Below are 23,209 nucleotides of genomic sequence, written 5' to 3'. Positions count from 1 at the left end.
CCGTGGGGTCTGTTTAGCGAATGGTGGGACAGGTTGTTGTTGCTGTTCAGTGATGGTTGCGGGTGAGGCGGCCGTCGAAGGCGAGGTCGAAGGCGCCCAGGGCGGCTTTCCAGCGGCGTCCCCAGCGGGCCTGGCCGGTGCCGGTCGGGTCCAGGCTCATCAGCGCCAGATAGACGCATTTCAGGGCGGACTGCTCGTTGGGGAAATGGCCTCGGGCGCGGACGGCCCGGCGGATACGGGCGTTGACCGATTCGATGGCGTTCGTCGAGCAGATGACTTTTCGGATCTCGATGTCGAAGGCGAGGAAAGGTACGAATTCGGGCCAGGCGTTGTCCCACAATCGGACGATTGCCGGGTAGCGGCCGCCCCAGGTGTCGGCGACTTCGCACCAGCGCTCGAGGGCGGCGGCCTCGGTCGGGGCGGTGTAGACGGGTTTGAGTGCTTCGGCGAGCCTGGGCCAGTGCTGGCGAGGCACGTAGCGGAACGTGTGCCGCAGCAGGTGGACGATGCACGTCTGCACGACGGTCTGCGGCCAGGTGCCGTTGATCGCCTCCGGCAGGCCCTTGAGCCCGTCGCAGACGGCCATGAGCACGTCTTTCACGCCGCGGTTCTTGAGTTCGGTCAGGACGTGCGCCCAGAATTTGGCGCCTTCTCCTCCGTCGCCGGCCCAGATGCCGAGAATGTCCCGGAACCCGTCGGCGGTGACACCGATGACGAGGTAGTGGCTCGTCCCTGAACGTTCCTGGGCTATTTGATCTCTGCGGGTGGGCGCGGGAGCCTTGTCCCAGGCCTGTTCTGGGAGGTGGTCGTGGCGCGTAAGCCCGAGGTGTTCGTGCGTGCGTTGTCGATGGAGGAGGGCCGGAGGCTTCAGCGGATCACCCGGTCGGCGAAGGACCCGGTGAAGCTGCGGCGGGCGATCGTGGTCCTGATGTCCGCCCAAGGCCAATCGGCGGCTGCGATCCGGTCGTTGATGCAGGTGAGCGACGACTATGTCCGCTCGGTGGTGCATGCGTTCAACGAGCGGGGGTTCGACGCGCTGGACCCAAAATGGAGCGGGGGCCGTCCGAGACGGATCGGTGAGTGGGTGCGTGAGCGCATCTGCCTGATCGCCCGGACGACCCCCTCCGAGTGGGGCATCACCGCGTTCTCCACGTGGAGCCTGGCCAAGCTCGCCGCCCACCTGGAGAACATCGGGCTGGTCACGTCGCTCAGCGTTGAGCACCTGCGGCGGATCCTGAAGGCCGGCGGGGTGTCGTGGCAGACCACCACGACCTGGAAGAGCAGCAACGATCCGGATTTCATCGCCAAGATGCATGCCGTTCTGGCCCTCTACGACACCCCGCCGCAGGGCGGGCGGGTGATCTGCGTGGACGAGTTCGGGCCCCTCAACCTGATGCCGCGCAAGGGCAAGACCTGGCGGCCCGCCGGGCATCCGGCCCGGCTGCGTGCCACGTTCAACCGCAACGACGGGGTCCGGCACATGCTCGGCGCACTCGACCTGGCCACCGGCAGGATCTACTACCGGATCCGGCACCGGAAGCGATGGCGGGAGTTCCTGTCCTTCCTCAAGTCCTTGCGCGCACGATGGCCCGGCCAGCGCCTGCACGTGATCTGCGACAACTACTCGCCCCACAAACACCCCGAGGTCAGGACATGGGCGACCGCCAACGACGTCGAGCTGGTTTTCCTGCCGACCTACGGCTCCTGGCTGAACTGGATCGAATCCGAGTTCGCCGCCCTGCGCTACTTCGCCCTCAACGGCACCGACCACCGCAGCCACGAAGAGCAGAACACCGCGATCGCCGCCTACATCCGCTGGCACAACCAGCACGCACGCCCCAAGACCAGCTTCGCCGCCAGCTCCCCGATCCGCTCCTGGACCAGTTACCCCAGCAAGGTTGCGTGACGCGCCAGTAGATCGGCCGGTTCGCGACTTTCCCGTCCCGGATCTTCACGTGAATGGCATCGATGAACAGAACGGCATAAACCGCATCGAGGGGCCGGCTCTGCCATTCGCCCATACCTTCAAGAACACGGTCGGTGATCGTCGTGATGGTCGCTTTCGACACTTCCGCCCCATAGATCTCGGCGAGGTGAGCGGAGATTTCTCCGTGGGTGAGGCCTTTGGCCGAAAGAGACAGGACCATGTCGTCGACCCCGCCGAGCCGCCGCTGGCGCTTGCGGACGATCTTCGGCTCGAACGAGGCGTCCCGGTCCCGCGGCACCTGGATCTCGACCGGCCCGACATCGGTGACGACCGTTTTGGGCCGGGCTCCGTTGCGGTGGTTGACCGTTTCGCCAGGGTCGGTGATCTCGCCGTGGCCGCGGCCGAGATGGGCGTCCATCTCGCCCTGCAACGCGGTCTCCAGCACGAGCTTGACCAGCCCCGCCAGCATCCCGTCCCGGCCGACGAGTTCCCGCCCTTCGGCCTGGGCCGCCTCGACCAGCCGGCCCACCAGCGCCCGCTCCTCCGACTGCTGCTTCTGCTTGTCCTGCCGCGAACCGGACAGACCGGCCTCCACGATCTCAGGGGAATCCTCGCTCACAGTGTCTCCTCAGATTCTCTGAGTCACACCCTTCGCGGAACAGTCCCGGCCCGTGCGCGGGGATTCGCCGAGCTTCAGCCCCAGGGTGTTGAAGCGGCTGGCGTTGGCCCCGCGACCCTCGGGGATGCCCCGTGATGTCCTTCAGGTCGTCGTTCGCGATGCCGTCGGCCCTGCGCCTGCGGAAATACTCTGCCGACTGTCGGCACTGCGATGCACACGTGGCTGCCGACGCCGCGCCCGCTGGGATCCTGCGAGAACTTCGTTCTCGCGATGGTCGTCCCGGCGGCGGTCTCGAGAACGCGAGAGTGCTCCTGCTGGGGGAGCCACCCCGTTCGGCGGAGAAGTGTCGGCGCTGAGGCGATCGCGGTTCTGGGAGGGGACGCTGGTCGTCGCGCGATGCTCGGTGGGAGCGCACCGGGCGGAATAGCGAATGCGTCACGGGGTTGGACGTGAGGTGGGAGGAGGGGCAGTGAGGAGGCGGATAAGTCCGTGGGTGGGGACTCAGTAGGAGTTGCCGATGTGGAGGATGGGGCAGGGGAAGTGGTTGGTTTTGGCGAGGCGGTAGGCCTTGGTGCGGGAGATGCCTAGGAGTTGGGCGGCGGTGGGGATGTCGAGGGTCGGGGGGAGGTTGTGGAGGTCGCGGACGGTGTACATGTGGGCTCCTAACGGGGTGTGGGGCGGGTTGCGCCGGCGTATTCGGATTCGCGGGATGGGTCGCCTGCCCAGCGGCTGATCTGGACGGGTGAGCCGGTTTGGGGTGCGTGGACCATGCGGCCTTCGCCCAGGTGGATGCCTACGTGGTGGATGGTGCTCGGGTCTTTGGGGTTGGTGGCGAAGAAGACGAGGTCGCCGGGTTGGAGGGCTGTTCGAGGGATGTGTTGGCCGGCGTGGAATTGGTCGGCTGCTACGCGGGGGAGAGCGACTCCGGCTTGGGCCCAGGCGTGGAGGGCGAGGCCGGAGCAGTCGAAGCCGCGGGTTCCGGCGCCGTGTTCGATGCCGTAGGTGGGGCCTGTGGCGTTGCCGCCTCCCCAGGAGTAGGGGGTGCCGATCCAGCGGAGGGCGGCTTTCGCGGCGGTGGCGCCCGGGGTGGTTGCGGTCTTGGCGTATTCGGCGGCGCGGTCGAGGACTTTGCGGACGTACCAGTCGGCGTGGTTGTAGTGCCACAGGGCGCGCTCCAGGTGGCGTCCGCCTTTGGTGGCTCCGTTGGCTGCGAGGTAGGTGGCGGCGGTCGGGATGGCGTCTTCGGGGTCGCAGATGTCGGTGTCGCCGTCGTGGTCTCCGTCGACGGCGTAGCCCTTCCAGGTGGAAGGAAGGAACTGCATCGGGCCGATGGCGCCCGCGGAGTTCGGGGCGCAGTCCTTCGGGTTGCGGCCGTGGTCGGATTCGATGTCGCCGACGGCTGCGAGGACGGCCCAGGTGAGGCCTGGCGGGCGCGCGTACTGGCGGTAGAGGGCGAGGTAGTCGGGTGGGATGTCGGCGATGGCCTCGTCGGTGGGCGTCAGGGCGGTGCTCGGCGCAGGCGCCGAGGTGGCGGCCATGGCGATGAAGAGGGGGATGCCGAGGAGGAAGAGGCCGGTGCCCGCGATGGCGGTTTTCAGCACGGGCACCGCCGGGTGTTAGTCGAGGGCGTCGCTGGCGCGGGCGCGGCGTTGGGCGCGGAAGCCTGCGCCGTGGGGTGGCTGGGCAGTGGGGTCCTCCTCGGTGGTGATGGGTTGCCAGAGGCGGGCTTTGACGGCTTCCCAGGAGAAGCGGAAGTCGCGGGTGCCGGCTTTGAGGGCGGGCAGGGTGCCTGCGTGGGCCATGCGGCGGATGGTCTGCGGTGAGAGGCCGAGGCGGTCGGCGAGTTCGGTGGTGGTGAGCATCTGGTCGACGTCGGCGTCGGGGAGCAGGGCTCGGCCCGGGTTGCGGAGTTCGGCTTTGACCGCGGCCCACAGGAAGCGGTAGTCGCGGCCGGATTTGAGGCCGGGGAGCTGTCCGGCGTTGGCCATGCGGCGGACGGTCTGGGGGGAGAGGCCGATCTTGGCGGCGAGTTCGGTGGTGGTGAGGATCTGGTCTTCGGTGTTCATCTCGTCCTTTCTGTGAGTGTTTGGCGTTGTCTGTGATTCGGGGAAGCTGTTCAAAGCTTTATTGCGCTACTTGCGCTCTGTAATCATGCCACGTACTGTCACCGCTGCACCACTCATCGACGTGATTCGGAGGTACATGGGTGCGTCTTCGACAGGACAGGCGACGGTTCGCGACACCGCGGCCGGACGGGCGGCAGGAGATCGCGGTGGTCGGCGCGCATGGCGGGTCGGGCTGTTCGACGCTTGCGGCGCTGCTTCAGCCGTCGTGGGATCTGGGGTCGATCGGACATCTGTACGAGGTCGGCGAAGCGCCGGTCCGCTCGGACGGCAGGCCGCTCGTGGTGGCGTGCCGCAACACTGTGCCTGCGGCAAAGGCGGCGACGACCGCGGTGACGGTGCTGGGCAGCCACCGCGAGTGGGTCGCGTGCCTGGTCGTGGTCGGTGACGGGGCGGCCGAGCCGAAGGACGCCTCGGCGCGGTTCACCCTTCTTCAGGCGCGGGTCGGCGGGATCGTCCGCTTTCCTTACCTGCGCGAGGTCCGGCTCGTCGACGATCCGGCGCTCGTCGAGCTGAGTGGATCGGCGCGGCGTGCGCTGCGGGACATCCGCGGGTACGCGGCGGAGGCGGTCGTCCCTCGGCGTGAAGGTTCGGGAGGGATGCGCTGATGGTGCTGGCGTTCTACATCTCGGTGACCGAGGCGGTGCTGCGGGCTCCGGATCCCGAAGTGCCTGAGGAGGGAGGAGGTCTTGCGCCGAATCCGGCGCCGGCTGCGCCGCCCGGGCTGGGGGAGAAGATGGATCTGCTGATCTCCTGGGGCAAGTGGGGTGTGTACGCGGCCGGGGTGATCGGTCTGCTGACGTGCAGCGCCATGATGATGGTCGGCCGCAAGAACCGCTCGTCCCTGGCCGCCGACGGTGCCACCGGCGTCCCGTGGACCCTCGGGGGTCTGTCGCTGGCCTCGGTCACCGCCGCCATCGTCGACGCCTTCGGGAGCTGAGCGATGAGGGAACCCGGCGAGTGCAACCTCTTGAACTTCCCCTGCATCCAGCCCTCACCGGGCCCGGTGGAGAAGGAGTTCCAGGAGCACATCAACGACTTCATCATCCCGGACTCGGTCGAGAACTTCGGCTCCAACACCATGGACGCCATCGGCCGGGCCTTCCAGGAGGCCGTCGGCTGGTTCTTCACCGAGACGTCGGCCTGGTGGGTCCGCATCGATGCCCCCGACCTGGCGAACGAATCGGCTGTCGACCGCCTTCACACGCTGTTCCAGCCGATCGAGATAACCATCGCCGTCCTGGCGCTTCTGCTGGCCGGGGGGAAGATGGCGGTGCTGCGCAAGGCTGATCCCCTCCTGCATGTCGGGTCCGGGCTCGTGCTCGTCGCGTGCGTCGCGGCCCTCGGGGTGGCGTTGCCGAACCTGCTGCTGCAGTGGGTCGACATCTGGACGGCCTGGGCGCTCAACACCGCCTCCGACAACGACTTCGCCAAGAAGATGACCGACATCGTGCAGGCACGCGAGACGGTCCCCGGCGTCCTGGCCTTCGTACTCGGCCTCGTGGCACTGCTGATCGGCGGCATCCAGGCGATCCTGCTGCTGTTCCGCCAATCCTCGGTTGTCATCCTCGCCGGCGTCCTTCCCCTTGCCGCCGCGGGGACCCTCGCTCCCGCGACACGCGAGTGGTTCAAGAAGATCTCGGGCTGGATGCTCGCGCTCATCTTCTACCCGGCCGCCGCCGCGGCCGTGTATGCGGCGGCCTTCACGATGATCGGCCACGGGAAAGACTTCAAGACGACTCTGACCGGTCTGGCGATGCTCGTCCTGGCCCTGGTCGCGTTCCCTGTGCTGCTGAAGTTCTTCAGTTGGCCGACCGGCTCGACCGGCTCCCAGAACGCGGGCGGCGGGCTTCTCGGCGCGGTTATCGGCGGCAGTACCGCGGTCAACGCGGCAGGAGGTTTCGGCGCGGCGGCGGGGTCTGTCGGCGCGGTCACGGCCGGTGCGGCCAAAGCCGCGGAGCACGCGGGACACGTGGCGCAGAGCCTCGATCCCGGGTCCGGAGAGCCGAAGGCGGCACCTGGAACTCCGGGCTCGATGCCTGCCGCGGGAAGCGACGCGGACGGGGGCTCCGATCAGGGCGGCTCGCATCAGGCCGACGCGGGCGGTCCAGGCCCTCTGCAAGGGGCTGGTCATCCTCCGGGCTCTGCGGCCGGAGGCCGTGAGGATTCGGCGCTTCCGCAGAATCCCGCCCAGAGCAGCCAGGCGCCGCGCATGACGAACCCGCGCTTCCCTTCGGCGGCGCCGATCACCTGGATGCGTCACAGCGACGGTCCGAGCGGAGGTAGCGATGTCTGACGTGCTGCGGACCTACGGAGGTTGGCGGAGGCGTCGCGGTCTCGGGCTCGCCGGCCTCGACACGGCCACGACCTTCGTCGTCCTCGCCTTCGCCCTCGTCTTCCTCACCACGGCCATTGCGGCACCGCAGGCCGCGCTCTACCTGGTGCCACCCGCCGCGGTGGTCGGGGTCTTCGGCCTCATAAGGATCGGCGGCCAGACCCTGGCGGTGCTCACGCTCGCCCGCGTCCGCTGGTGGTACGGCGTCCTTCGCGGCCGCAACCGTTACCGGGCGGGGATCGTTGTCGACCACCCGCGTGCCTTCCAGCTCCCCGGCGTGCTCGCTCCGCTGACCCTGTTGTCGGCGGAGGACGGCTACGGCGGCCGCTTCGGCGTCATCTGGGACCGCCGGACGGGTCTGCTCACCGCGACGCTGTCCGTCATCCCATCGTCGACGTGGCTCGCGGAGCAGCGGGAGGCCGACGCTTGGGTGGCGACCTGGGGAGGGTGGCTGGCCTCGCTCGGGCACCTGCCGATGATCAGATGGGTCTCCGTCACCGTGGACACCGCGCCGTCGCCCGGAGCCGCACTCGCCGACGCCGTCCGCGGCGCCATGAGCCCTGCGGCGCCGGAGCAAGCGCGACGGATCATGGACCACCTCGTCGCCTCCGCTCCTGCAGCTTCGGCCGAGGTCGCTACCCGGGTCTCCATCACCTTCGACCCGAAGGTGACCGAGGCGGCCGACGTGACGGAAGCCTGCGCGGAGTTCGGCAGGACGCTGGACTCGCTGGCATCCCGGCTCGGCGGCTGCGGCGTCGCCGTCACCGGCCGGATGACCGCGGCGGAACTGGCCGCCGCGATCCGCACGTCCTTCGACCCGCGCGCCCGCGGGGAGGCCACCCGCCTCGTCAACCGGCCTGACTCCGCGGAGATCCTCGGCTGGTCCGACGCGGGCCCGGTCCACGCCGCCGAGTACACCGACCGGTACGAGCACGACGGCGCTGCGAGCGTCACCTGGGGATGGCAGGAGCCTCCCCGCCAGAGCGTGCACTCCGACGTCCTGGCCCGGCTCGTGGCCCCGGGACCGTACCCGAAGCGGGTCACGCTGCTGTACCGGGCGCTGAGCTCGTCGACGGCCAGCCGGGTACTGCAGAACGAGGTCAACGCCGCCGCGTTCCGCGCCCAGGTGCGCCGCCGCACCGGCCGCGACGAGACCGCGCACGACGCCTGGGACGCCGCGCGCGCTCGGCAGGCCGCGGCCGAAGAAGCGGCAGGCGCCGGCCTGTGCCTGGTGTCGCTGTACGCGACGGTCACCATCACCGATCCCGGGCAGCTGCCGCATGCCGTCGGCGATGTGGAGTCGGCGGCCGAGTCCAGCAAGATCCGGCTGCGCCGGCTGTGGGGCAGCCAGGCCGCGGGCTTCGCGACGACCCTGCCGTGCGGGATCTGCCCGCCCGACCTGACGAGGAGGTCCTTGTGAAGACGCGAAACGATGCGGGGGAGGGGCTGCGCCGCCGTAAGGGCGCGACGGGCCGGAAACCGCTGCGCGGTGTCGAGGAACTCGTGGCCGCCGAGCCGCTCGCCGGAGTCCGGGGCTGGCCGGAGCGCTTCGGCGGCTGGGCCGCCCACGTGGCCGTCGCGCCCGAGTTCCAGGCGACGACGACCCAGCTGTGCGGTCTGTTCCCCTACGTCGCGGGTGCGGGAAGCCCGACGGTCGGCACCCCCGTCGGCCGCCACCTCCTGCACGGGGAAGCGGTCTGCCTCGATCCACTGGCCTGGTGCCGAGCAGGGCTGGTCACCAATCCGGGCGCCTTCGTGCTCGGCCAGCCGGGCACCGGCAAGTCGACGCTGGTGAAGCGCCTGGTCACCGGCGCCGTCGCGACCGGCACCACGCCGATCATCCTCGGCGACACCAAGCCCGACTACACCGAGCTCGTCGAGCACCTCGGCGGCCAGGTGATCCGCATCGGCCGCGGCCTCGACCGGGTGAACCCGCTGGACTCCGGCCCGCTCGGCGGCGTACTGCGCAGCCTCACGGGACCGCGCGCGGAGACCCTCCGGGCGGAGGTCCGAGGACGTCGGCTGTCGCTGCTCCTGGCGCTGTGCACGCTGGTGCGCGAAAGCCGGATCACCAACGCCGAGGAGGTCGTGCTGGGCAAGGCCATCGACTTCCTCGACCGGCGCCTCGACGTCGAGCCGTCGGTGCCGGACGTGCTCGTCGCGCTGGAGGAGGGGCCGCAGGAACTATGGAGCGCGGCCCGCACCAGCACCGAGCAGGACTACCGGCGCGAAGTCCGCGATCTCGTCTTCGCGCTCGACCTGCTGTGCCACGGCTCCCTGGCCGGGGTGTTCGACGGCCCGACCACCAGACCGCTCGATCTGGACGCGCCCGCGATCAGCGTCGACATCTCCCGCGTCGGAGCCGCAGGAGACAAGCTCCTGACCGCCGCGATGCTCTGCACCTGGTCCTACGCCTACGGCACCGTCGACGCCGCCGAAGCCGCGGGCGGCCCTCGCCGCTCCTACCTCGGGGTGATGGACGAGCTGTGGCGGGCGCTGCGCGGCGCACCAGGCCTGGTCGAGCACGCCGACGCCCTGACCCGCCTCAGCCGCGCCAAGGGCATGGGCACCATCATGATCACGCACTCGCTGTCCGACTTGGATGCGCTGCCGACCGAGGAGGACCGGGCGAAGGCGCGCGGGTTCGTCGACCGCAGCGCGATCACGATCCTGGCCGGCCTGCCGCCGCGCGAGCTCGCCCGTGTCCATGAGATCACCCCGCTGACCGGGCCGGAGCAGCAGCTCGTCACGTCCTGGTCGGCGCCGGAGACCTGGCAGCCCGGAGCGCGGCACCCGGGCCGGGGCAAGTACCTGATCAAGACCGGTGAGCGGCTCGGCCTGCCCGTCCAGCTCACCCTCGTCGGCGCCGAACACGCGCTCTACGACACCGACCGCGCGATCCGCAAGGAGGTGGCACGATGACCCGCACGTTGGGGCCGAGGCCTTCCGCGGTTCAAGCGAACGGGGCCGTCGGCTGGATGGTGCTGATCGTCTGCTGGGTGCCGGTCGGCGTCTCCTGGGTGCTGTGGGCTGGAGCGTGGGCGGCGGCCTTCCTCAGCGGGGGAGAGGTCGCGGACTTCGGCACCCGCTTCATCGGCGCCCTGATCACGAGGGACTGGGCCGCGGCCTGGCCGGGCACGCCGACCTGGCTCGTCATTCTGACCTGGCTGCTCACCTTCGCGCCCGCGGCCTTCGTAGCTCTGCGCCTTTTCCAGATCGGCCGCCCTGCGCCGGACGACCCCGTGGCAGCGCTCGCCCGGAACCCGGGAGTCGACGGGCTGACCCGCGAGACGACTTCGGCCCGCGCGGTGAAGCTGCGCCGCTCTCTCAAGGACGCGAAGGCGTCCGACGCGCACATCGGGCTCCTCCTCGGGAAACTGATGGTCCCGAGAGGCGAAGGCCCCGCGCTGTTCTCCTCGTGGGAGGACACGATCACGGCGTTCATGGCCCCCCGCTCGGGCAAGACGACGGCCCTGGCGATCCCTTACGTGCTCTCCGCGCCCGGCCCCGTCGTCGTCACCAGCAACAAGGCCGACCTTTGGGCGGCGACCGCCGACCTGCGCGAGGAGATCTGGCTGTTCGACCCGCAGCGCATCGCCTACCAGCCCCAGACGTTCTGGTGGAACCCGCTCGAAGGACTCTCGACCGTCGAGGAGGCGCACCGGCTCGCAGGACACTTCGTCGCCACCGTCGACGACCCGCAGAAGAAGGACCTGTGGGGGCCGGCGGCTCAGGACCTCCTCACCGCGTTGTTCCTCGCCGCGTCGGGCTCCGGTGGGACGCTGCGCCAGGTCGCGCGCTGGCTGGACGAGCCGGGAGTGCCGACCCCGATCGAGCTGCTGCATGCCCGAGGGTTCGAGCTGCTCGCGTCCTCGCTCCAGGGCACCCAGAACGGCGCCGTCGAAACACGGGACGGCATCTACCAGACCGCGCGGACCGCGGCGAAGTGCCTGCGCGATGAGGAGATCATCGCGTGGGTGACTCCGCAGGACGGGCTGCCCGCCTTTCGCCCGCCGGACTTCACGCCCCTGTCGACGCTGTACCTGCTGTCCAAGTCCCGCTCGGCGGCGTCCCCGCTGATCGCCGCGCTCACCGACGCCGTCATGCGAGCCGCCGAACGCCGCGCCGAACGGATGGGCGGCCGCCTCGACCCGCCGCTCGTCGTCGTCCTGGACGAGGCCGCGAACATCTGCCGGATCACCGACCTGCCCGAGCTGTACTCCCACCTCGGCTCCCGAGGCATCATCCCCGTCACCATCCTCCAGTCCTACGAGCAGGGCATCACCGTCTGGAACGAGCACGGCATGGCCGCCCTGTGGGGAGCCACCACCCGCAAGCTCATCGGCGCCGGCGGCGACTCACCACGCCTCGCCCGCGACCTCGCCACCCTCGTCGGCCAGCACGACGTCCCCACCAGCTCCCTCACCTACGGCGACGGCCGCACCAGCGAACAGGTCTCCCTACGCCGCCAGGACATCCTGGAGCCCGCCGCTATCCGAGCCCTCAAACCGGGCACCGCCCTGCTTCTCGCCACCGGTGCGAAGCCCGCGCTCATCAGGCTTCAGCCCTGGTACTTGGGCGAGCAGGCCGAAGCCATCACCGCCTCCATCACCCGCGCCGAAGCCGCCATCGCGCACGGCGCCACCCAGCACTGACCCATCCGCACGTTCCCGCACAGAAAGGACGAGACCGCTTATGACCAGCCTCAGCCGCATCTTCCGGAGGATCTTCCATGACCGAGCAGCCCGCCGAACTGATTGACACCCGCTACGCCACCGTCACCGAATGGGTGACCGAGCAGTTCAACCCGATCTACCGCCGCACCCTCGGCGGCGAGTTCCGCTGGTGCGCCGAATGGTGGCGCCATGCCGAGGCCATCGTCCGCCTCTCCTCCCTCTGGTACTCGTGGGAAGAGATGCGCCTCCAGGGCGCCACCGGCATCGGCCTGTGGTTCCGCGACCACCTCGACCACCAGCTCCCCATCCTCATGGGACCGCGAGGCCCCTTCTACCAGTGCACCGAGCGCGACCACTTCGAACCGCACCAAGCCCGCCTCGCCGAACCGCTCGACGGCTGGTGGGACCCGGATCCGCTGCCCGTCGGCCCGGCCATCACCGCGACCATGGACGACGCCGAGCTCCTCCGCCTGCTCCGCGAGTTCGGCGAAGGCGGGACCGGCCGATGAGCGACCGTCCCAACCTCGACCGGCCCGGAGCCCTCGCCCAGATCTCCTTCGACGGCGGCCACCACATCCTGCGCGGCACCGTCATCGGCACGACGCGCAACGACTCCGGCCGCACGATCCGCCTCGTCTCCATCCCCGGATTCGACGGCGCAGCCCGCATCCCCGCCCAGAAACTCCGCCGCGCCGACCCGTTCCCCGCCATCCCGGTCCCGAGCCTGAGCAGGACCGCCACCAGCCCGAGCCAGGCCAAGGCTCTCCTCACCGCGCTGTCGGCCGCGGTCATCACCTCCATCCAAGGCCGAGCCCGCCCCGACCCCGCCTTCATAGCCGACCGCATCCGCCTGGCCGAAGGCCTCGGAGCCTGGGCCGGCGCAGGCACCGAACGCGTCCTGAAGAGCTCCACGCAAGCCACGACGAAGCTCCTCAAGACGGGTACGCCAGCGGCACCGGCGGCCTCCCGGGAGAACTTCACCGCAGGCCCGGCCCGACCCCCCGCGCAGGCCGCACCGCACCGAGCCCCTGCGCACAGGAGCGCAGGAAGGCCCGGCCGTGCCCGATGAGCCGACCGACCCGGTGCACAGGAACACCGAACCTGAGGAGCCCAAGGAGCTCACTTTCTACCTCTACGAGGCCGCGATCCTCCTGCTGACCGGAGCCGTCAAAGCCCGCCCACCCGAGCAGGCCGCCCTCCTTGCGGTCGCCGACCAATGCTGCCGACTACTGCGCTGGCTGGAGAGCCCATGACCAACGAACCCGACGAGATCACCCTGTCCCGCACCGCCGCCGCCCGAGCCCTCGACGCCCACGAACCCATCGCCTTCGCCCCGAACCTCTCGGCGGAACCGCAGGCGCATGAACCCTGGTGGGAGGAAGCCCGACTCACAGCGCTCCTCCGCGACCTCGCCCACCACGCCGAAGCCCAGGGCATCGACTACGAATCCGCACTCCGCGAAGCCTGGACCTGGTACCAGTCGGACAAACGAGAACAGGCCCGCTACGCCGTCGGCGATGAGGTCCGCATCCAGGACTCGGCCCGGCAGGGCGTCGTCACCGCCGTCCTCGACGACGCCGGCCAGCCCGCTTACAGCGTCCGCGTCATCGGCCAAGGCGAACACCGCACCCTGCGCTCCAACGACCTCGCACCCGCCACGGCCTTCCCCAACGTCCTGATGGACAAGGCGGCACCGAGAGCCCTCGAGGCCGAAATGGCCTTCACCCAGGCCGTCTCCGAGGCTCTGGCGGACCCGTCGCAGACGGCGATCAGCCTGTGCCGCACCCTGGCGGGCGCCCTGTCCTCCTGGAGTGGCATCCGCAAGGACGAGCTCTACTTCCACGCCTACCAGAGCCTCCGACGACCGACCGGCCCAGCGTCGGCGGCACGCGCCAGCCTTCCGCCCGCGGCTGCCCTCGCCGACGCAGCCACCATCCGCCGCCCGACTCCCAAGCAGTCCCCGCACCGGCCGCCCAGACGCTGAGAAATCCGGCATCAGAGACCAGCTCACCCACCACGCAGAATCGGAGAACAATGCCGGACATCCGCCCCGAACAGCAGGTCCTCGCCATCGAGGCGATCAAAAGCATAGGCCGCCTGCCCGCCCACGCGGCCTTCAGCGACCTCATCGCCGCCCTTCACCACCTGGCCGACGCCCGCGGCTTCGACTTCGCCGAACTCCTGAACGCCGCCCAGCGGAGTTACCGCACGCACCTCAACGAGGCATCCGAATACAAGATCGGTGACGAGGTCCGGCTCCTCCGCCGGCCCAACGAATCAGGCACCGTCGTCCGCCAAGTGACCAACGCGCCCGGAACCCTGACCCTCCACGTCCACGTCCCCGGCGCCCCGCACCTCCGCGCGATCAGCCCCGACCAAGTCGAGCCTGCCGCGCCCTTCCCCGTCGTAGGAGAAGCCACCACCGCCGGAAAAGCAGAGCTCGAAGCCATCGCCCTCCTGGCTTCCGCCCGCCGCGCCAGACAGGCCCCGCCCCCCGAAGCCCACGCACTCATCGCCGCCCTCGCCACCTGGAGCGGCCGACCCGTCGACCAGGTCGCCACCACCCTCGACCCCAAGGTCGACCTCTACATCGCCTCCTCGCCCGATCCGCGTGGCCCCGCCACACGTACCGGGCCCGAGGCTGCGCCTTCCCGTCCCCGCCCAGCTCTACGGGCCGTTCCCTCGCCGAAGGCGACAAGATCAATACGCAAGCCGTAGAGGCTGGACGAAACGGCGGCTTCGCTCCCGTCGAGCCGTCCGCGTTCAAAGGGCGCTGTAAGCAGCGGCTCCTCTCCCGGGCGCCTATCAGGGCTAAGGACACCGCGGCTATGAATTGTGGTCCGCGGTCGCCGGGCTTCGGATGACGTCTTATGGACGACGCCGATGGAGACTTTCACCCCCGCGCAGCGGGTCCGGATGGACTCCACTCCCCGGCGGCGCTGTTCCGGCTCTGCCGCGACCTGGTCGACATCCACAAGGTCCGCGCCTGGTGCCAAGCATGCGGCGTCGTCCTGCGCGTCCTGTCCGGGCCGGTGTCGAACTACACCGACCGGGGCACTTCGATCGGTGCCCTCGCGCGCGGACAGCCGCCTCACCATCCGAACCGCACCCGCAGACCTGCTGCCCGAAGGACAGTTCCAGCCCCCGTTCATCCTGAACAAGCCACGCCGTGGCCTGCGGATGTGTCCTTGGCGTAACTACTCGTCAGCGGGGCTCCTGGACCCCGAAGCGCCGCCAGATGGGTAGCGTGGGGACTCATGGCGGGACATGAGTACAGCGCGGCCGACATCACTGTGCTCGAGTTCGATGAAGCCGTCCGCAAGCGTCCGGGCATGTACTTCGAAGTGGGGCTGGATGATCCCAGGCTACCGATGAAGCTCCTGGAAGCCGCGGCTCGGCACGCGCTGCACCCGGCGACTCGGGTCGCAGAAGTGCACTCGCTGGTGGCGGCGATCGATATTCTCGACGATCTCTGCTTCCAGGTGACGATCAAGCAGAGGCATGCTTGGGCGGACTCGCCGCTCCTCGGCTACTTCGACTCCCTCATCGGCCCCGAATGGTGGCTCCTGGCTGCGATCGCGACCCTCTGCGGGACGACGAGCGTGGACGTATGGAGCGAAGACCGGGCATTTCGCCAAGAACTCACCGGCCTCCGCCCGAGCGGCCCTCCCGAGAGGATCGGGTCGCCTATGGGCAGTGGCATCCGCATCGCCTTCACGCTCGATGAGCAGATTCTCCCGGCTGGCACCGCGCTCCCTACCGAGCTTGAAAGCCTCGACGCGCACGGGCCCGACTGCGCGCCGGGCGGGCCGGGGTACGTGCTTGTTCACGACCATCGCCCCGACAGCCGTAGCAGCATCCGTCTGTCGTGAGGCTCGCAGTTGAGTCGGATCAGGCAGGGCCACTGCTCAACACGCGCACGCCGCGGCCAGACCGTTTCGAGTAACTCGGGGCTGTTCAGGTCATGGTTCGAGCGTGATGTTCTTGGCGACCGATCCGTGCGGCGATCGGCAAGGCATGTCGTGCAACTCGACCTGTCGGGCGGGCAGCCGCACGGTCATGGTCAGGCAGAGCCGAAGCCGGACCTGTGCGTCGCCCAGGAGGTCCGGCTCAGACTGCAGGGTCTGGAGGTCGAACTCCCCGGTCGCCGTCACCGGGTCCGAGGCGCCCTCGGCGAAGATCACGCTGACCGGGGAGTCCAACGGTTCCGTGCCTGGGGGCGTATCTCCTCCTGGGCGATCTGGCGCATCAGGTCCAGGACTCGCGGGACCGTCGGGTTCTGCTCCCTGGCGAGTGCCTCCCGCAGGTGGACCGCGTTGTGGCGGGCAGTTCTGCGGAGCTTCTCCGAACCCGTCCGCTCGGCCCTCTCGCTCCCCCTCATCGTCAGAAACTGGACCACCCCGCTCTCGGCCACGGCGGTGCCAGCGACCAGCAGGACCAGCAGCGCCCCGATCGTGAGAAGGGTCTTCGTCACCGGCGAACCACCCCAAAAGGCGCGAGGGACCGGGGTGTAGCTGTTCGGCCGCACCTCAAGCATCCAGCCCTTGACCGCCCCCTTCGACGACGCTTCTGGCCCCCACGCTCACCAGCGTCACGATCACGTCCCAGGCGAAGGCTGCGAACGCTCCCTGGGCCGGCCCCAGGCCCTGCTCTCGGCTTCGGCATGGGCTCATCCTCCGGGCGCACAAGCCGCCGGCCATGAGCACTCCTACTCAGAGTCTGTGCTCAGATCTCCGACGATCCCGAGACCGCTGGCACGCCCCGAACGCACCCGCCGACCGTCCGACACTTCACGGATCCTGAACTTCTTCGGCGCGCTTCCGGATGTACTGCAGGTCAGGTATCGAGTGACATCTTGGTGGCGAGGGCGCGGACGTCTCGGTGGCGGGTGTGGGAGGGGCTGGTGAGGAGGTCGCGGACGAGGTTGCGGACGAGGGGGCGGTTGCGGACGTGTTGGGGAGCGGTCCTGTCGGCTTGGAGGAGGGCGTCGACGGCTTTGTCCTCCTTGTTGTTCATGGCGAGGCCGGCGGCGGTGCAGGTCCAGTAGTGGGCTTGGCGTTCGCGGGAGTCGATGTCGCCGATGGCGACGAGTTCGGAGCGATTGGTGACGTCGCGGGGGCGGCCGAGTTCGAGGCTGATCTCGACGGCGTGGATGGCGGTGTTGACGAGGTTGAACTGGGTCTGGAAGACGTTGCCGTAGGCGGGGAGGCGGCGGGCGGCTTGGACGGCCTCGTCGAGGTGGGTTTCGGCGTCGGTCTTGCGCCAGAGGCGGGAGTGGGCGACGGCGGCGCGCAGGTGGAGGGCTCCCCAGAGGGCGAGAAGGTCGGGGGTGTCGTCGGTGAGGTGGGTTTCGAGTTGGTCGATGGCGGCGAGGGCGACGTCGCGTGCGGGTTCGAGGGAGGCTTCGTGGAGCCAGACGCCGCACAGGTCCCAGGCCGCGGCGGCGACGAGCTCGGGGGAGCCGACGTGCTGGGCGGCGAGGAGTTCGCGCTGCACGGCGGTCCAGCCGAGGTCGTGGTGTCCGAGGAGGTTGGCGGTGACGCGGGCCATGTGGCAGGCGCGCAGCATCAGCCCTTCGGCCTCGTCACGGCGGGAAGAGGTCCGATCCGAGGTGTGAAGGACCAGGTCGGTGATGATCCCGGGAAGGACGTCGCCCAGGGCCGTGAACCGCGCATCCTGCCGCAGCGCTTCGGCTGACTTCAGGCGCTCGGAGAGATCGTCGAGCGGCGCGGGCTCGCGAGGGCCGATGAGGGCAGCGCCGCCGGGCATGGTCGCCTGCTGAAGGGCGAGGCGGAGCCCGGGGACGGAGGCGTGGCCGGAGTCGAGTTCGGCGGTCTCGTGCCGGTAGGGCTGGCCGGTCAGTTCGCCCACCTCGACGCCCAGGGCTTCGGCGACACGGGCGATTACGCTCTGCCGGTCCAGAGGAAGGCGGCCGTTCTCTACCTTCGACACCCAGCTGGGCGACCGGTTGATCGCGGCGGCGAACGTCTCCTGGTCCCAGTTCTTGCGGCGACGGGCCCGCGCGATCCGCTGGCCCATCGTCATCTGCTCACCGCTCACGAAGGCTCCTTCCAACACCTGGGTGAAACCTAGGTGGCGTCAGCCGTCCGACCGGCAGAAAAACTGCCAGCGCGTTCGGCACCGGGGGACAAGCCGAGCTCTCTTGCCCTGTTTACCCGCGACGAGAGCCTTCGGCTTCCGGCAGAGGCAGAGAAGACTGCGTCGCTCCATCCGCGCTTTCGTTCGCGGCGAATGAAGGATGGTTCGCCATGAGGTCCAACTGGTGCTGGGCTTGTGCGACGCGATCGTGCGCCAGCCGCCGCTCCATGGGAGAGACGATCGGCGATGCCGTCCACGGCCCGTAGACATTGACGACGGCCTGCAGGTAGTGCCGGAAGATTTCGAAGTCGTCCTGGCTCCAGGGACGCCCTCGCCCGGTCATGTCCGCCGCCCGCAGCGGCATTCGGAGTGGATCCAGCGCAGGACGCTGCAGTCGGCGTTGCGGTAGGTCTCCAGCTTTCCTGCGGTGAGGGCGGCGACGCAGAAGAGGCCCCGCCCGCCGTCGGCGAGACCCTCGATCAACGTGTCGTCGATCTCCATCGAGATCTCCAGAAGCGCGGAGATCTCGTCGCCCACCGCGTCGGGGATCTGCGGTTCCCACGAGATCGGCGGCTTGTGGTGGATGAGGCTGCCCACCAGTCCGTCGCGGCCGTGCATGAGGATGACGGTGATCGTGCCGCCGCCCCCGTGCACGACGACGTTGCCGACGAGTTCGCCGAGCACGATCGCGAGGTCGTCCCGTCCGCCGCACTCGTCGTCCAGCAGGGAGAGCGCCCATCTCTGGACGTCCGCGACCCTGCGCTCGCCGAGCGCGAACCGCCGGTCCCCGATCCACCGGCCGGAGCTCGCGCGCCGGGGCTCCCGTTCTCTCCGCCAGCGGCTCACGACTCCGCCCCTTCGGCCATAGCGAGTACCAGCGCGACCCGCTCCCGCGCCGCGCCCACTTCCCCGACGGGAGCGAGCAGGACCCCGGCCCCCACCCAGAAGAACCAGAGCGCGCCTCCCGGCCCGAACTCGCACCCGACCACCTCGTCGAGCACCGGTGGCCCCGGATTCTCCACACGCAGGACGGGCACCTCTCCGCTCACCACCCGGGCCCCTACTCCCAGCCCGGCCAGCTCCCGGCCGAGATCCTCCAGATACTCCAGTCGCGACATGTCGCCCTCCGCAGTCGATTCATTACGCGGAAGCTAAACCGGAGGTCTCCGCCCACTGGCAGAAAAACTGCTGCCCGCCTCCGCCGACCAGCGTTGATCTGAAATAGCGGATCATGAAGAACCGGAAGCCTGTCTGAAATGGATAAATAGGCTGAATTCGCCGATCGTCTTGGTTTCTTGGGTCGGCTGCGCCACGCTGGCGAGCGAGCATTCCTGCGCACCCGAATTGGGAGACGGCCATGGCTCTAGAGTTTTTCGGCAAGGACTTCAAGGAGGTCCGGCTTGACGGCGTCCACGACGCTTGAGGAGTTTACGGACCTCCTCGCGGCGTCGGCGCGCTCGGCGGTCCACCTGGAGATGCGCGACGTCTACGCGGTCAGCGACCCGTCCTACGATCTCTGGCTGAAGGGAGAATCGTTCGACCGCGCGGAGCGTGAGGCCATGTGGAAGGACATCCTCGCTGAGCTGCTTTCACGGGGCGTCGTCGTGCGCCGTGCGCGGATCGTCTCGGAGCCCGTGACCGACTACATCGCGTACGAGCATGCCGTGACGTCCTCCACGAACCTCGCGGCGGGCGAGTTGGTGCGCTGGCTTCCACGACGTGGCGCTGCGGACCTGGCCCTGCCGGGAACGGACTTCTGGCTCTTTGACGACGCGGTCGTCCAGTGGAACCACTTCGCGGGCGACGGCACGGTCCAGGCCGGCGAAGTCTCGACCGATGCCGCAGCCGTCCGCCTGTGCGCGGAGGCCTTCGAGGCTGTCTGGGAACGTGGCACCGACCACTCCGCCTTCCGACTCATCCGGTGAACCCGTTTCCTCGATGCCTGTCTCCAACGTTCTCGCCGCGCGCCAGGCGCTCGGTCTTCGGCTGCGCGAGATCCCGATAGAGGCGGGCCCTACCGCCGAGTCGCTCGCCGCCGCGGCCGGATGGCACAACGCGATCAAGATCTTCTAGAGAGAACACGGTAAGCAGATGCCCTCGTCGGACGACATGCGCGCCTGATGCCAGACTTGCGACGCCGTGGTCGAGCCCGACGACTCCTGGTCTCGGTCCGGGACATCGCCGGCATGTACGTCGAATGGCGGGGCAGGAGGGGGACCGGCCTTCGTCAGGTGCAGAAGTCGGCCAGCCCGCTGCACGAGGTCACGCGGTATTTCCGGATCCAGCAGCTCGTCGTCGCCCCCAACCTGTTTCGGACACCCGCGTAGTTGAGCGGCCATCCCGCCGACCAGATCGCCACTACGTCGCGGCTGGTGTCCAGGGCCAGGGCCTGGGGCCGTGCGTTCCTCGCAGGCACTGAAGGCGCAACTCGGCCTCTTGAGCGGCGGGCGTTCCGGGGTTCTCGGCGGCGTGCTGCCCGAGGTAGCAGGTCATGCGGAGTTCCCGGACGTCGCGGAGCAGATCGTAGTGGGGCGAGGCGGTGACATCGTCGCCGACGGCGCTGGTGAACTCCATGTATTCGTCGTCGGTGATCCAGGCGAAGGAGGTGCGCTTGATCGCTATGGAGGTGAGGTCCCAGGCGGCGGGGCCGACGGAGCAGCGCTCGAAGTCGAGCATGATCGGGATGCTGGTTCCATGAAGGACGACGACGTTGCCGGCCCAGATGTCGCCGTGGATGACCGAGTGGGGCACGGCGTCGAGGCCTTGGCGGTTCCACTGTTCGCGAAGGGTGGAGAGGCGGGTGGTGAGCCATCTGCGGTCGTCGTCGGTCAAAGTGGTGGCGGCGGAGATGCGCTGGGGTAGTCGGGCGAACGGGTCGAGCCGAGGTAGGCCGATGTCGGGTGCGGCTGCCGCGTGGAGCCTGCGCAGTGCTTCGCCGATCTCTGCGGGCCGGGCCTGCCGGTGCGCGGGGAGCCTCTCCCAGAAGGTGACGGGGTGGCCTTCGACCTCGATGGGCTGTTCAATCGGGAGGGGGCGGACTGCGGGAATCTTGCGTTCTTCGAGCCAGCGGGCGAACGCCACCTCGCGCGTGGTCCCGGGGACTTCGCCGACCCGTCCGATGCGGATGACGGCATCGTCGGCGCCGACAAGGATGTTCTCCCCGCGGTGAATCAGCGTCGTCCGCGAGGCGGCGAGCCCGGCGTGTCTGCGCGCCTGCGCCACCACCGCTTCGATGTCCACCGTCAGCTGGCCCGACGGGCGATGCCGACGATCTGCTCACGCAGATCTGCGACCGCGGATCGCCGTGTGTGAGGCAGGGCGGCCCGGGAGAGTTCCGCGAGATCGGACATGGCACGGCGGGACTTGATACGGCCCGCGTCGGGAAGCATCGACACGGCGACCTGGGAAGCTTCGTCGGGATCGCCGGTCAGCATCAAGAGCGTGGCCAGTTTCGTGGTGGAGATGGCGCGCGAGCGGGCGTAGGCGTCCGTGTGGAGTGAGGCGGCCTCCGCCAACCGGGTCCGCGCGCCCAAGGAGCCTCCGGAGGGAGCGGTCTCCAGGTCGAAGAGCGCGTGCCCGGTGTCTCCGACGTGCTGGGCCTGGTCGTAGTACGACATCCATGAGGGGTCCGTGGCGGGGTCGGAGTGGGAGAACGCGTCGTCGGCATCTCCGATGGCGCGCAAGGCGCCCTCGATGGAGTCGGCGTCGCCGAGAAGGGCACGCCGGGCCAGAGCACGGGCGCGGGCGGTGTGGAGCATTGCGCGTTCTGTCGCGGTGATCGTTCCCTTCGGGGAGGTGATGAGGGCCAGGTCGATGTGGGTGAGGGCTCCGTCGGGGTCGTTGCACCACACCTGCTGGCGGGCGAGGTGGGAGAGGGCCTTCGCCCTGAGGTGCCAGTCGTCTGCCTCTTCGGCGCAGGCGAGTCCGTACTTGAGCATCGCGGAGGCGTGGTCGTGGGCGTAGGCGTCGAAGGCCATCCACCCGCAGGTCAGAGAGAGGCGGCCGACGGAGGAGAACAGCTCGCCTCGTAGCGAGACGGGGCAGGAGTTGTCGAGGAGTCCGATGGCCCACTTGAGGTGGGTGGTGACGGCTTGGCGGACGGGCGCCCCGCCGTAGGTGTGGTCGAGCTGGGAGAAGAGGGCGGCTGCCTGGTCGATCTGTTCGATGTGCTCGATGGAGACCCGGTCGGGGGACTGGGCGGCGTCCAGTGCTGAGAGAAGGTCGCTCGACATGGCCGCCACGGTCGTCCCGGAGAATGCGATGAATTCGCGCCTGCGCATCTGATCCCCACTTTCAGAAGCCTCGGCCTCCATGATGCCGTGGGAGAGTTCCTCCCGGGTTTCGGGTGAAGGCGAAAACCAGAGGAGATGTCTCGGCACGGCGAGCAGTCCGGCCCAGGACGTGAGGCGCGCGAGGTCGGTGAGGGGACGTCGCCCGTTCTCCGCCTTGGAGATCGTCGCCTGTGTGACGTGCAGCCAGCGGGCGACCGTGGCCTGGGGGATGGGCCGCACATGATCCGGGTGGTGCCGGAAGGCGTGGATGAGCTGCCCGAAGTGTCGGGCGGTGACCGCCGAGACGATCGACGGGTGCTCCCAGAACGCCGGTGGAACCAACGGTGCGGCTTGCAGCAGGTCCCGTCGCGTCCGCTGGCACGACGCGCACAGTTGGGCCGAGTTGTCGCGCGCCAGGACTATGCCGCAACGGCACCGAGCGCGCGATTTTGAACCGTTTTGCACCCGACCTCCCGCAAGAAACTCCCTGCAATCACCGAACGCCAGTCTAAGCGGACGGTACGTCACCCGGGCTGAAGATATTCCAGCTTGGAATATCGACTATTTCTCCTTCGAATGAGCAGAGGCCGCCGTCCGCAGCATGCTTGCGGCAAGGAGACGGGCTGCCCACCTCAACCAGCAGAGGGGGGCGGCCACATACCTGACGAACGGCGTTCCCCGAAGGGTCGACACATGCCTGCGCGATATCAGATTCATCCGACCCGGCCCATGCGGCGGCCTGACGGTCGCCGCGTCGAGATCGACGTACAGATGGCCGGGCTGGTCCAAGCCCTGTGGGCGACCGGTCTGGACACCATCGAGTGCTGCGAGGACACCGGAGACTTCTACGCGCTCGGCGGGGCGGCCCTCTCTCCGGCCGAGCGGTTCCGGCGCGCGACCTACTTCGACGGCTTCGCCTACCTGGGCATGCCGACGCCGGACCTGCAGCTGCTCCTGGGTATCGCCCATGACCTGCGCGACGCGCAGTGGGCCGCAGCGTCCGTCCTGGAACCGACCGGCCTGCGACCCGAGTCCGTCCTCTACTTCCCCGCCGACCGTATCGACGAGCTGGCGGAACTTCTGGCGCGGCGATCGGCTCCGACGCCGGCCCAGCACTGAAAGCCCCCGTCCTGGACATCAGAAGCTCCCCGAGTCCGCG

At 69.2% G+C, this 23,209-nt stretch carries 27 protein-coding genes and 2 pseudogenes; 16 read left to right on the top strand and 13 right to left on the bottom strand.

Annotated elements, in window-relative coordinates:
* Positions 1 to 46 precede the first annotated feature (46 nt).
* Positions 47 to 721: pseudogene (locus EDD29_RS28445) on the bottom strand (IS256 family transposase); the annotation flags it as partial.
* 87 nt (positions 722 to 808) lie between these two features.
* Here EDD29_RS28445 and EDD29_RS28440 point away from each other — a divergent pair.
* A complete protein-coding gene (locus EDD29_RS28440) occupies positions 809 to 1,906 on the top strand; it encodes an IS630 family transposase (RefSeq protein ID WP_246053064.1) in 1,098 nt (365 codons plus the stop codon).
* A gap of 7 nt (positions 1,907 to 1,913) precedes the next feature.
* Here the strand turns inward: EDD29_RS28440 and EDD29_RS47185 are convergent.
* The 4 genes and pseudogenes from EDD29_RS47185 to EDD29_RS45795 all read right to left on the bottom strand — a co-directional run.
* Positions 1,914 to 2,510, bottom strand: a pseudogene (locus tag EDD29_RS47185) (transposase); the annotation flags it as partial.
* A gap of 537 nt (positions 2,511 to 3,047) precedes the next feature.
* On the bottom strand, positions 3,048 to 3,200 hold the full coding sequence (locus EDD29_RS28430; protein WP_123667371.1) for a helix-turn-helix transcriptional regulator: 153 nt from the start codon (positions 3,198 to 3,200) through the stop codon (positions 3,048 to 3,050).
* An 8-nt stretch (positions 3,201 to 3,208) separates the two neighbouring features.
* Entirely contained in the window at positions 3,209 to 4,153 is a 945-nt protein-coding gene (locus EDD29_RS47180; RefSeq protein ID WP_123667369.1) for a C40 family peptidase, read from the bottom strand.
* A 9-nt stretch (positions 4,154 to 4,162) separates the two neighbouring features.
* Entirely contained in the window at positions 4,163 to 4,612 is a 450-nt protein-coding gene (locus tag EDD29_RS45795; RefSeq protein ID WP_170201622.1) for a helix-turn-helix domain-containing protein, read from the bottom strand.
* Positions 4,613 to 4,818: 206 nt separating this feature from the next.
* Between EDD29_RS45795 and EDD29_RS28415 the strand changes: the two genes are divergently transcribed.
* The 12 genes from EDD29_RS28415 (at position 4,819) to EDD29_RS28360 (ending at position 15,552) form a co-directional block, all read left to right on the top strand.
* Positions 4,819 to 5,277 (top strand): hypothetical protein, encoded by a 459-nt coding sequence (locus EDD29_RS28415; RefSeq protein ID WP_123667367.1) that lies wholly within the window; start codon positions 4,819 to 4,821, stop codon positions 5,275 to 5,277.
* Positions 5,277 to 5,609: a hypothetical protein gene (locus EDD29_RS28410; protein WP_123667366.1), complete on the top strand. Its 333-nt coding sequence runs from the start codon at positions 5,277 to 5,279 to the stop codon at positions 5,607 to 5,609. The genes EDD29_RS28415 and EDD29_RS28410 overlap by 1 nt, the downstream gene beginning before the upstream one ends.
* A gap of 3 nt (positions 5,610 to 5,612) precedes the next feature.
* Positions 5,613 to 6,965 carry a TrbL/VirB6 family protein gene (locus tag EDD29_RS28405; protein WP_123667364.1) on the top strand — a complete coding sequence of 451 codons (1,353 nt, stop codon included), beginning with the start codon at positions 5,613 to 5,615 and terminating at the stop codon, positions 6,963 to 6,965.
* Complete coding sequence (locus tag EDD29_RS28400; protein WP_123667362.1) at positions 6,958 to 8,424, top strand: SCO6880 family protein; 1,467 nt, start codon at positions 6,958 to 6,960, stop codon at positions 8,422 to 8,424. The genes EDD29_RS28405 and EDD29_RS28400 overlap by 8 nt, the downstream gene beginning before the upstream one ends.
* Positions 8,421 to 9,926 carry an ATP-binding protein gene (locus tag EDD29_RS28395; protein WP_246053066.1) on the top strand — a complete coding sequence of 502 codons (1,506 nt, stop codon included), beginning with the start codon at positions 8,421 to 8,423 and terminating at the stop codon, positions 9,924 to 9,926. The genes EDD29_RS28400 and EDD29_RS28395 overlap by 4 nt, the downstream gene beginning before the upstream one ends.
* Positions 9,923 to 11,659 (top strand): type IV secretory system conjugative DNA transfer family protein, encoded by a 1,737-nt coding sequence (locus tag EDD29_RS28390; protein ID WP_123667360.1) that lies wholly within the window; start codon positions 9,923 to 9,925, stop codon positions 11,657 to 11,659. Before EDD29_RS28395 ends, EDD29_RS28390 begins: the two co-directional genes overlap by 4 nt.
* 77 nt (positions 11,660 to 11,736) lie before the next feature.
* Complete coding sequence (locus tag EDD29_RS28385; protein ID WP_123667358.1) at positions 11,737 to 12,189, top strand: DUF4913 domain-containing protein; 453 nt, start codon at positions 11,737 to 11,739, stop codon at positions 12,187 to 12,189.
* A complete protein-coding gene (locus tag EDD29_RS28380; protein ID WP_123667356.1) occupies positions 12,186 to 12,749 on the top strand; it encodes a hypothetical protein in 564 nt (187 codons plus the stop codon). Before EDD29_RS28385 ends, EDD29_RS28380 begins: the two co-directional genes overlap by 4 nt.
* Positions 12,739 to 12,933, top strand: coding sequence for a hypothetical protein (locus EDD29_RS28375; protein WP_123667354.1), 195 nt, complete (start codon positions 12,739 to 12,741; stop codon positions 12,931 to 12,933). The genes EDD29_RS28380 and EDD29_RS28375 overlap by 11 nt, the downstream gene beginning before the upstream one ends.
* The gene (locus EDD29_RS28370; protein ID WP_123667352.1) at positions 12,930 to 13,664 is read left to right on the top strand and encodes a hypothetical protein; all 735 of its coding nucleotides are present in this window, start codon (positions 12,930 to 12,932) and stop codon (positions 13,662 to 13,664) included. Before EDD29_RS28375 ends, EDD29_RS28370 begins: the two co-directional genes overlap by 4 nt.
* A gap of 50 nt (positions 13,665 to 13,714) precedes the next feature.
* On the top strand, positions 13,715 to 14,398 hold the full coding sequence (locus tag EDD29_RS28365; protein ID WP_123667350.1) for a hypothetical protein: 684 nt from the start codon (positions 13,715 to 13,717) through the stop codon (positions 14,396 to 14,398).
* A gap of 539 nt (positions 14,399 to 14,937) precedes the next feature.
* Complete coding sequence (locus EDD29_RS28360) at positions 14,938 to 15,552, top strand: hypothetical protein (RefSeq protein ID WP_123667348.1); 615 nt, start codon at positions 14,938 to 14,940, stop codon at positions 15,550 to 15,552.
* A gap of 90 nt (positions 15,553 to 15,642) precedes the next feature.
* On the opposite strand, the gene EDD29_RS28355 is transcribed toward EDD29_RS28360, so the two are convergent.
* The 6 genes from EDD29_RS28355 to EDD29_RS28330 form a co-directional block, all read right to left on the bottom strand.
* A complete protein-coding gene (locus tag EDD29_RS28355) occupies positions 15,643 to 15,864 on the bottom strand; it encodes a hypothetical protein (protein WP_148086123.1) in 222 nt (73 codons plus the stop codon).
* The gene (locus tag EDD29_RS28350) at positions 15,861 to 16,154 is read right to left on the bottom strand and encodes a hypothetical protein (RefSeq protein ID WP_148086122.1); all 294 of its coding nucleotides are present in this window, start codon (positions 16,152 to 16,154) and stop codon (positions 15,861 to 15,863) included. Before EDD29_RS28350 ends, EDD29_RS28355 begins: the two co-directional genes overlap by 4 nt.
* A gap of 362 nt (positions 16,155 to 16,516) precedes the next feature.
* Positions 16,517 to 17,740 (bottom strand): helix-turn-helix domain-containing protein, encoded by a 1,224-nt coding sequence (locus EDD29_RS28345; protein WP_148086121.1) that lies wholly within the window; start codon positions 17,738 to 17,740, stop codon positions 16,517 to 16,519.
* 112 nt (positions 17,741 to 17,852) lie between these two features.
* Entirely contained in the window at positions 17,853 to 18,143 is a 291-nt protein-coding gene (locus tag EDD29_RS28340; RefSeq protein WP_123667340.1) for a hypothetical protein, read from the bottom strand.
* Positions 18,119 to 18,625, bottom strand: coding sequence for a hypothetical protein (locus tag EDD29_RS28335; RefSeq protein WP_123667338.1), 507 nt, complete (start codon positions 18,623 to 18,625; stop codon positions 18,119 to 18,121). Before EDD29_RS28335 ends, EDD29_RS28340 begins: the two co-directional genes overlap by 25 nt.
* Entirely contained in the window at positions 18,622 to 18,897 is a 276-nt protein-coding gene (locus EDD29_RS28330) for a hypothetical protein (protein ID WP_123667336.1), read from the bottom strand. Before EDD29_RS28330 ends, EDD29_RS28335 begins: the two co-directional genes overlap by 4 nt.
* Before the next feature lie 282 nt (positions 18,898 to 19,179).
* Between EDD29_RS28330 and EDD29_RS28325 the strand changes: the two genes are divergently transcribed.
* Both EDD29_RS28325 and EDD29_RS47815 read left to right on the top strand, forming a co-directional pair.
* Positions 19,180 to 19,704 (top strand): DUF6879 family protein, encoded by a 525-nt coding sequence (locus EDD29_RS28325; protein ID WP_123667334.1) that lies wholly within the window; start codon positions 19,180 to 19,182, stop codon positions 19,702 to 19,704.
* Between the two features lie 13 nt (positions 19,705 to 19,717).
* Positions 19,718 to 19,852, top strand: a complete 135-nt coding sequence (locus EDD29_RS47815; protein ID WP_281280952.1) for a hypothetical protein — start codon at positions 19,718 to 19,720, stop codon at positions 19,850 to 19,852.
* Positions 19,853 to 20,137: 285 nt separating this feature from the next.
* Here EDD29_RS47815 and EDD29_RS28320 read toward each other — a convergent pair whose 3' ends face one another.
* Positions 20,138 to 21,019 (bottom strand): aminoglycoside phosphotransferase family protein, encoded by an 882-nt coding sequence (locus EDD29_RS28320; protein WP_170201621.1) that lies wholly within the window; start codon positions 21,017 to 21,019, stop codon positions 20,138 to 20,140.
* 2 nt (positions 21,020 to 21,021) lie between these two features.
* Positions 21,022 to 22,392 (bottom strand): helix-turn-helix domain-containing protein, encoded by a 1,371-nt coding sequence (locus EDD29_RS28315; RefSeq protein ID WP_123667331.1) that lies wholly within the window; start codon positions 22,390 to 22,392, stop codon positions 21,022 to 21,024.
* Positions 22,393 to 22,779: 387 nt separating this feature from the next.
* On the opposite strand from EDD29_RS28315, the gene EDD29_RS45790 reads away from it, so the two are divergent.
* Positions 22,780 to 23,169 carry a hypothetical protein gene (locus EDD29_RS45790; RefSeq protein ID WP_170201620.1) on the top strand — a complete coding sequence of 130 codons (390 nt, stop codon included), beginning with the start codon at positions 22,780 to 22,782 and terminating at the stop codon, positions 23,167 to 23,169.
* Positions 23,170 to 23,209: the final 40 nt, after the last annotated feature.

Source organism: Actinocorallia herbida (assembly GCF_003751225.1).
Classification (GTDB): Bacteria; Actinomycetota; Actinomycetes; order Streptosporangiales; family Streptosporangiaceae; genus Actinocorallia; species Actinocorallia herbida.
The sequence above is the reverse complement of the archived record's forward strand: the minus strand, read 5'-3'. Positions and strand labels throughout refer to the sequence as shown.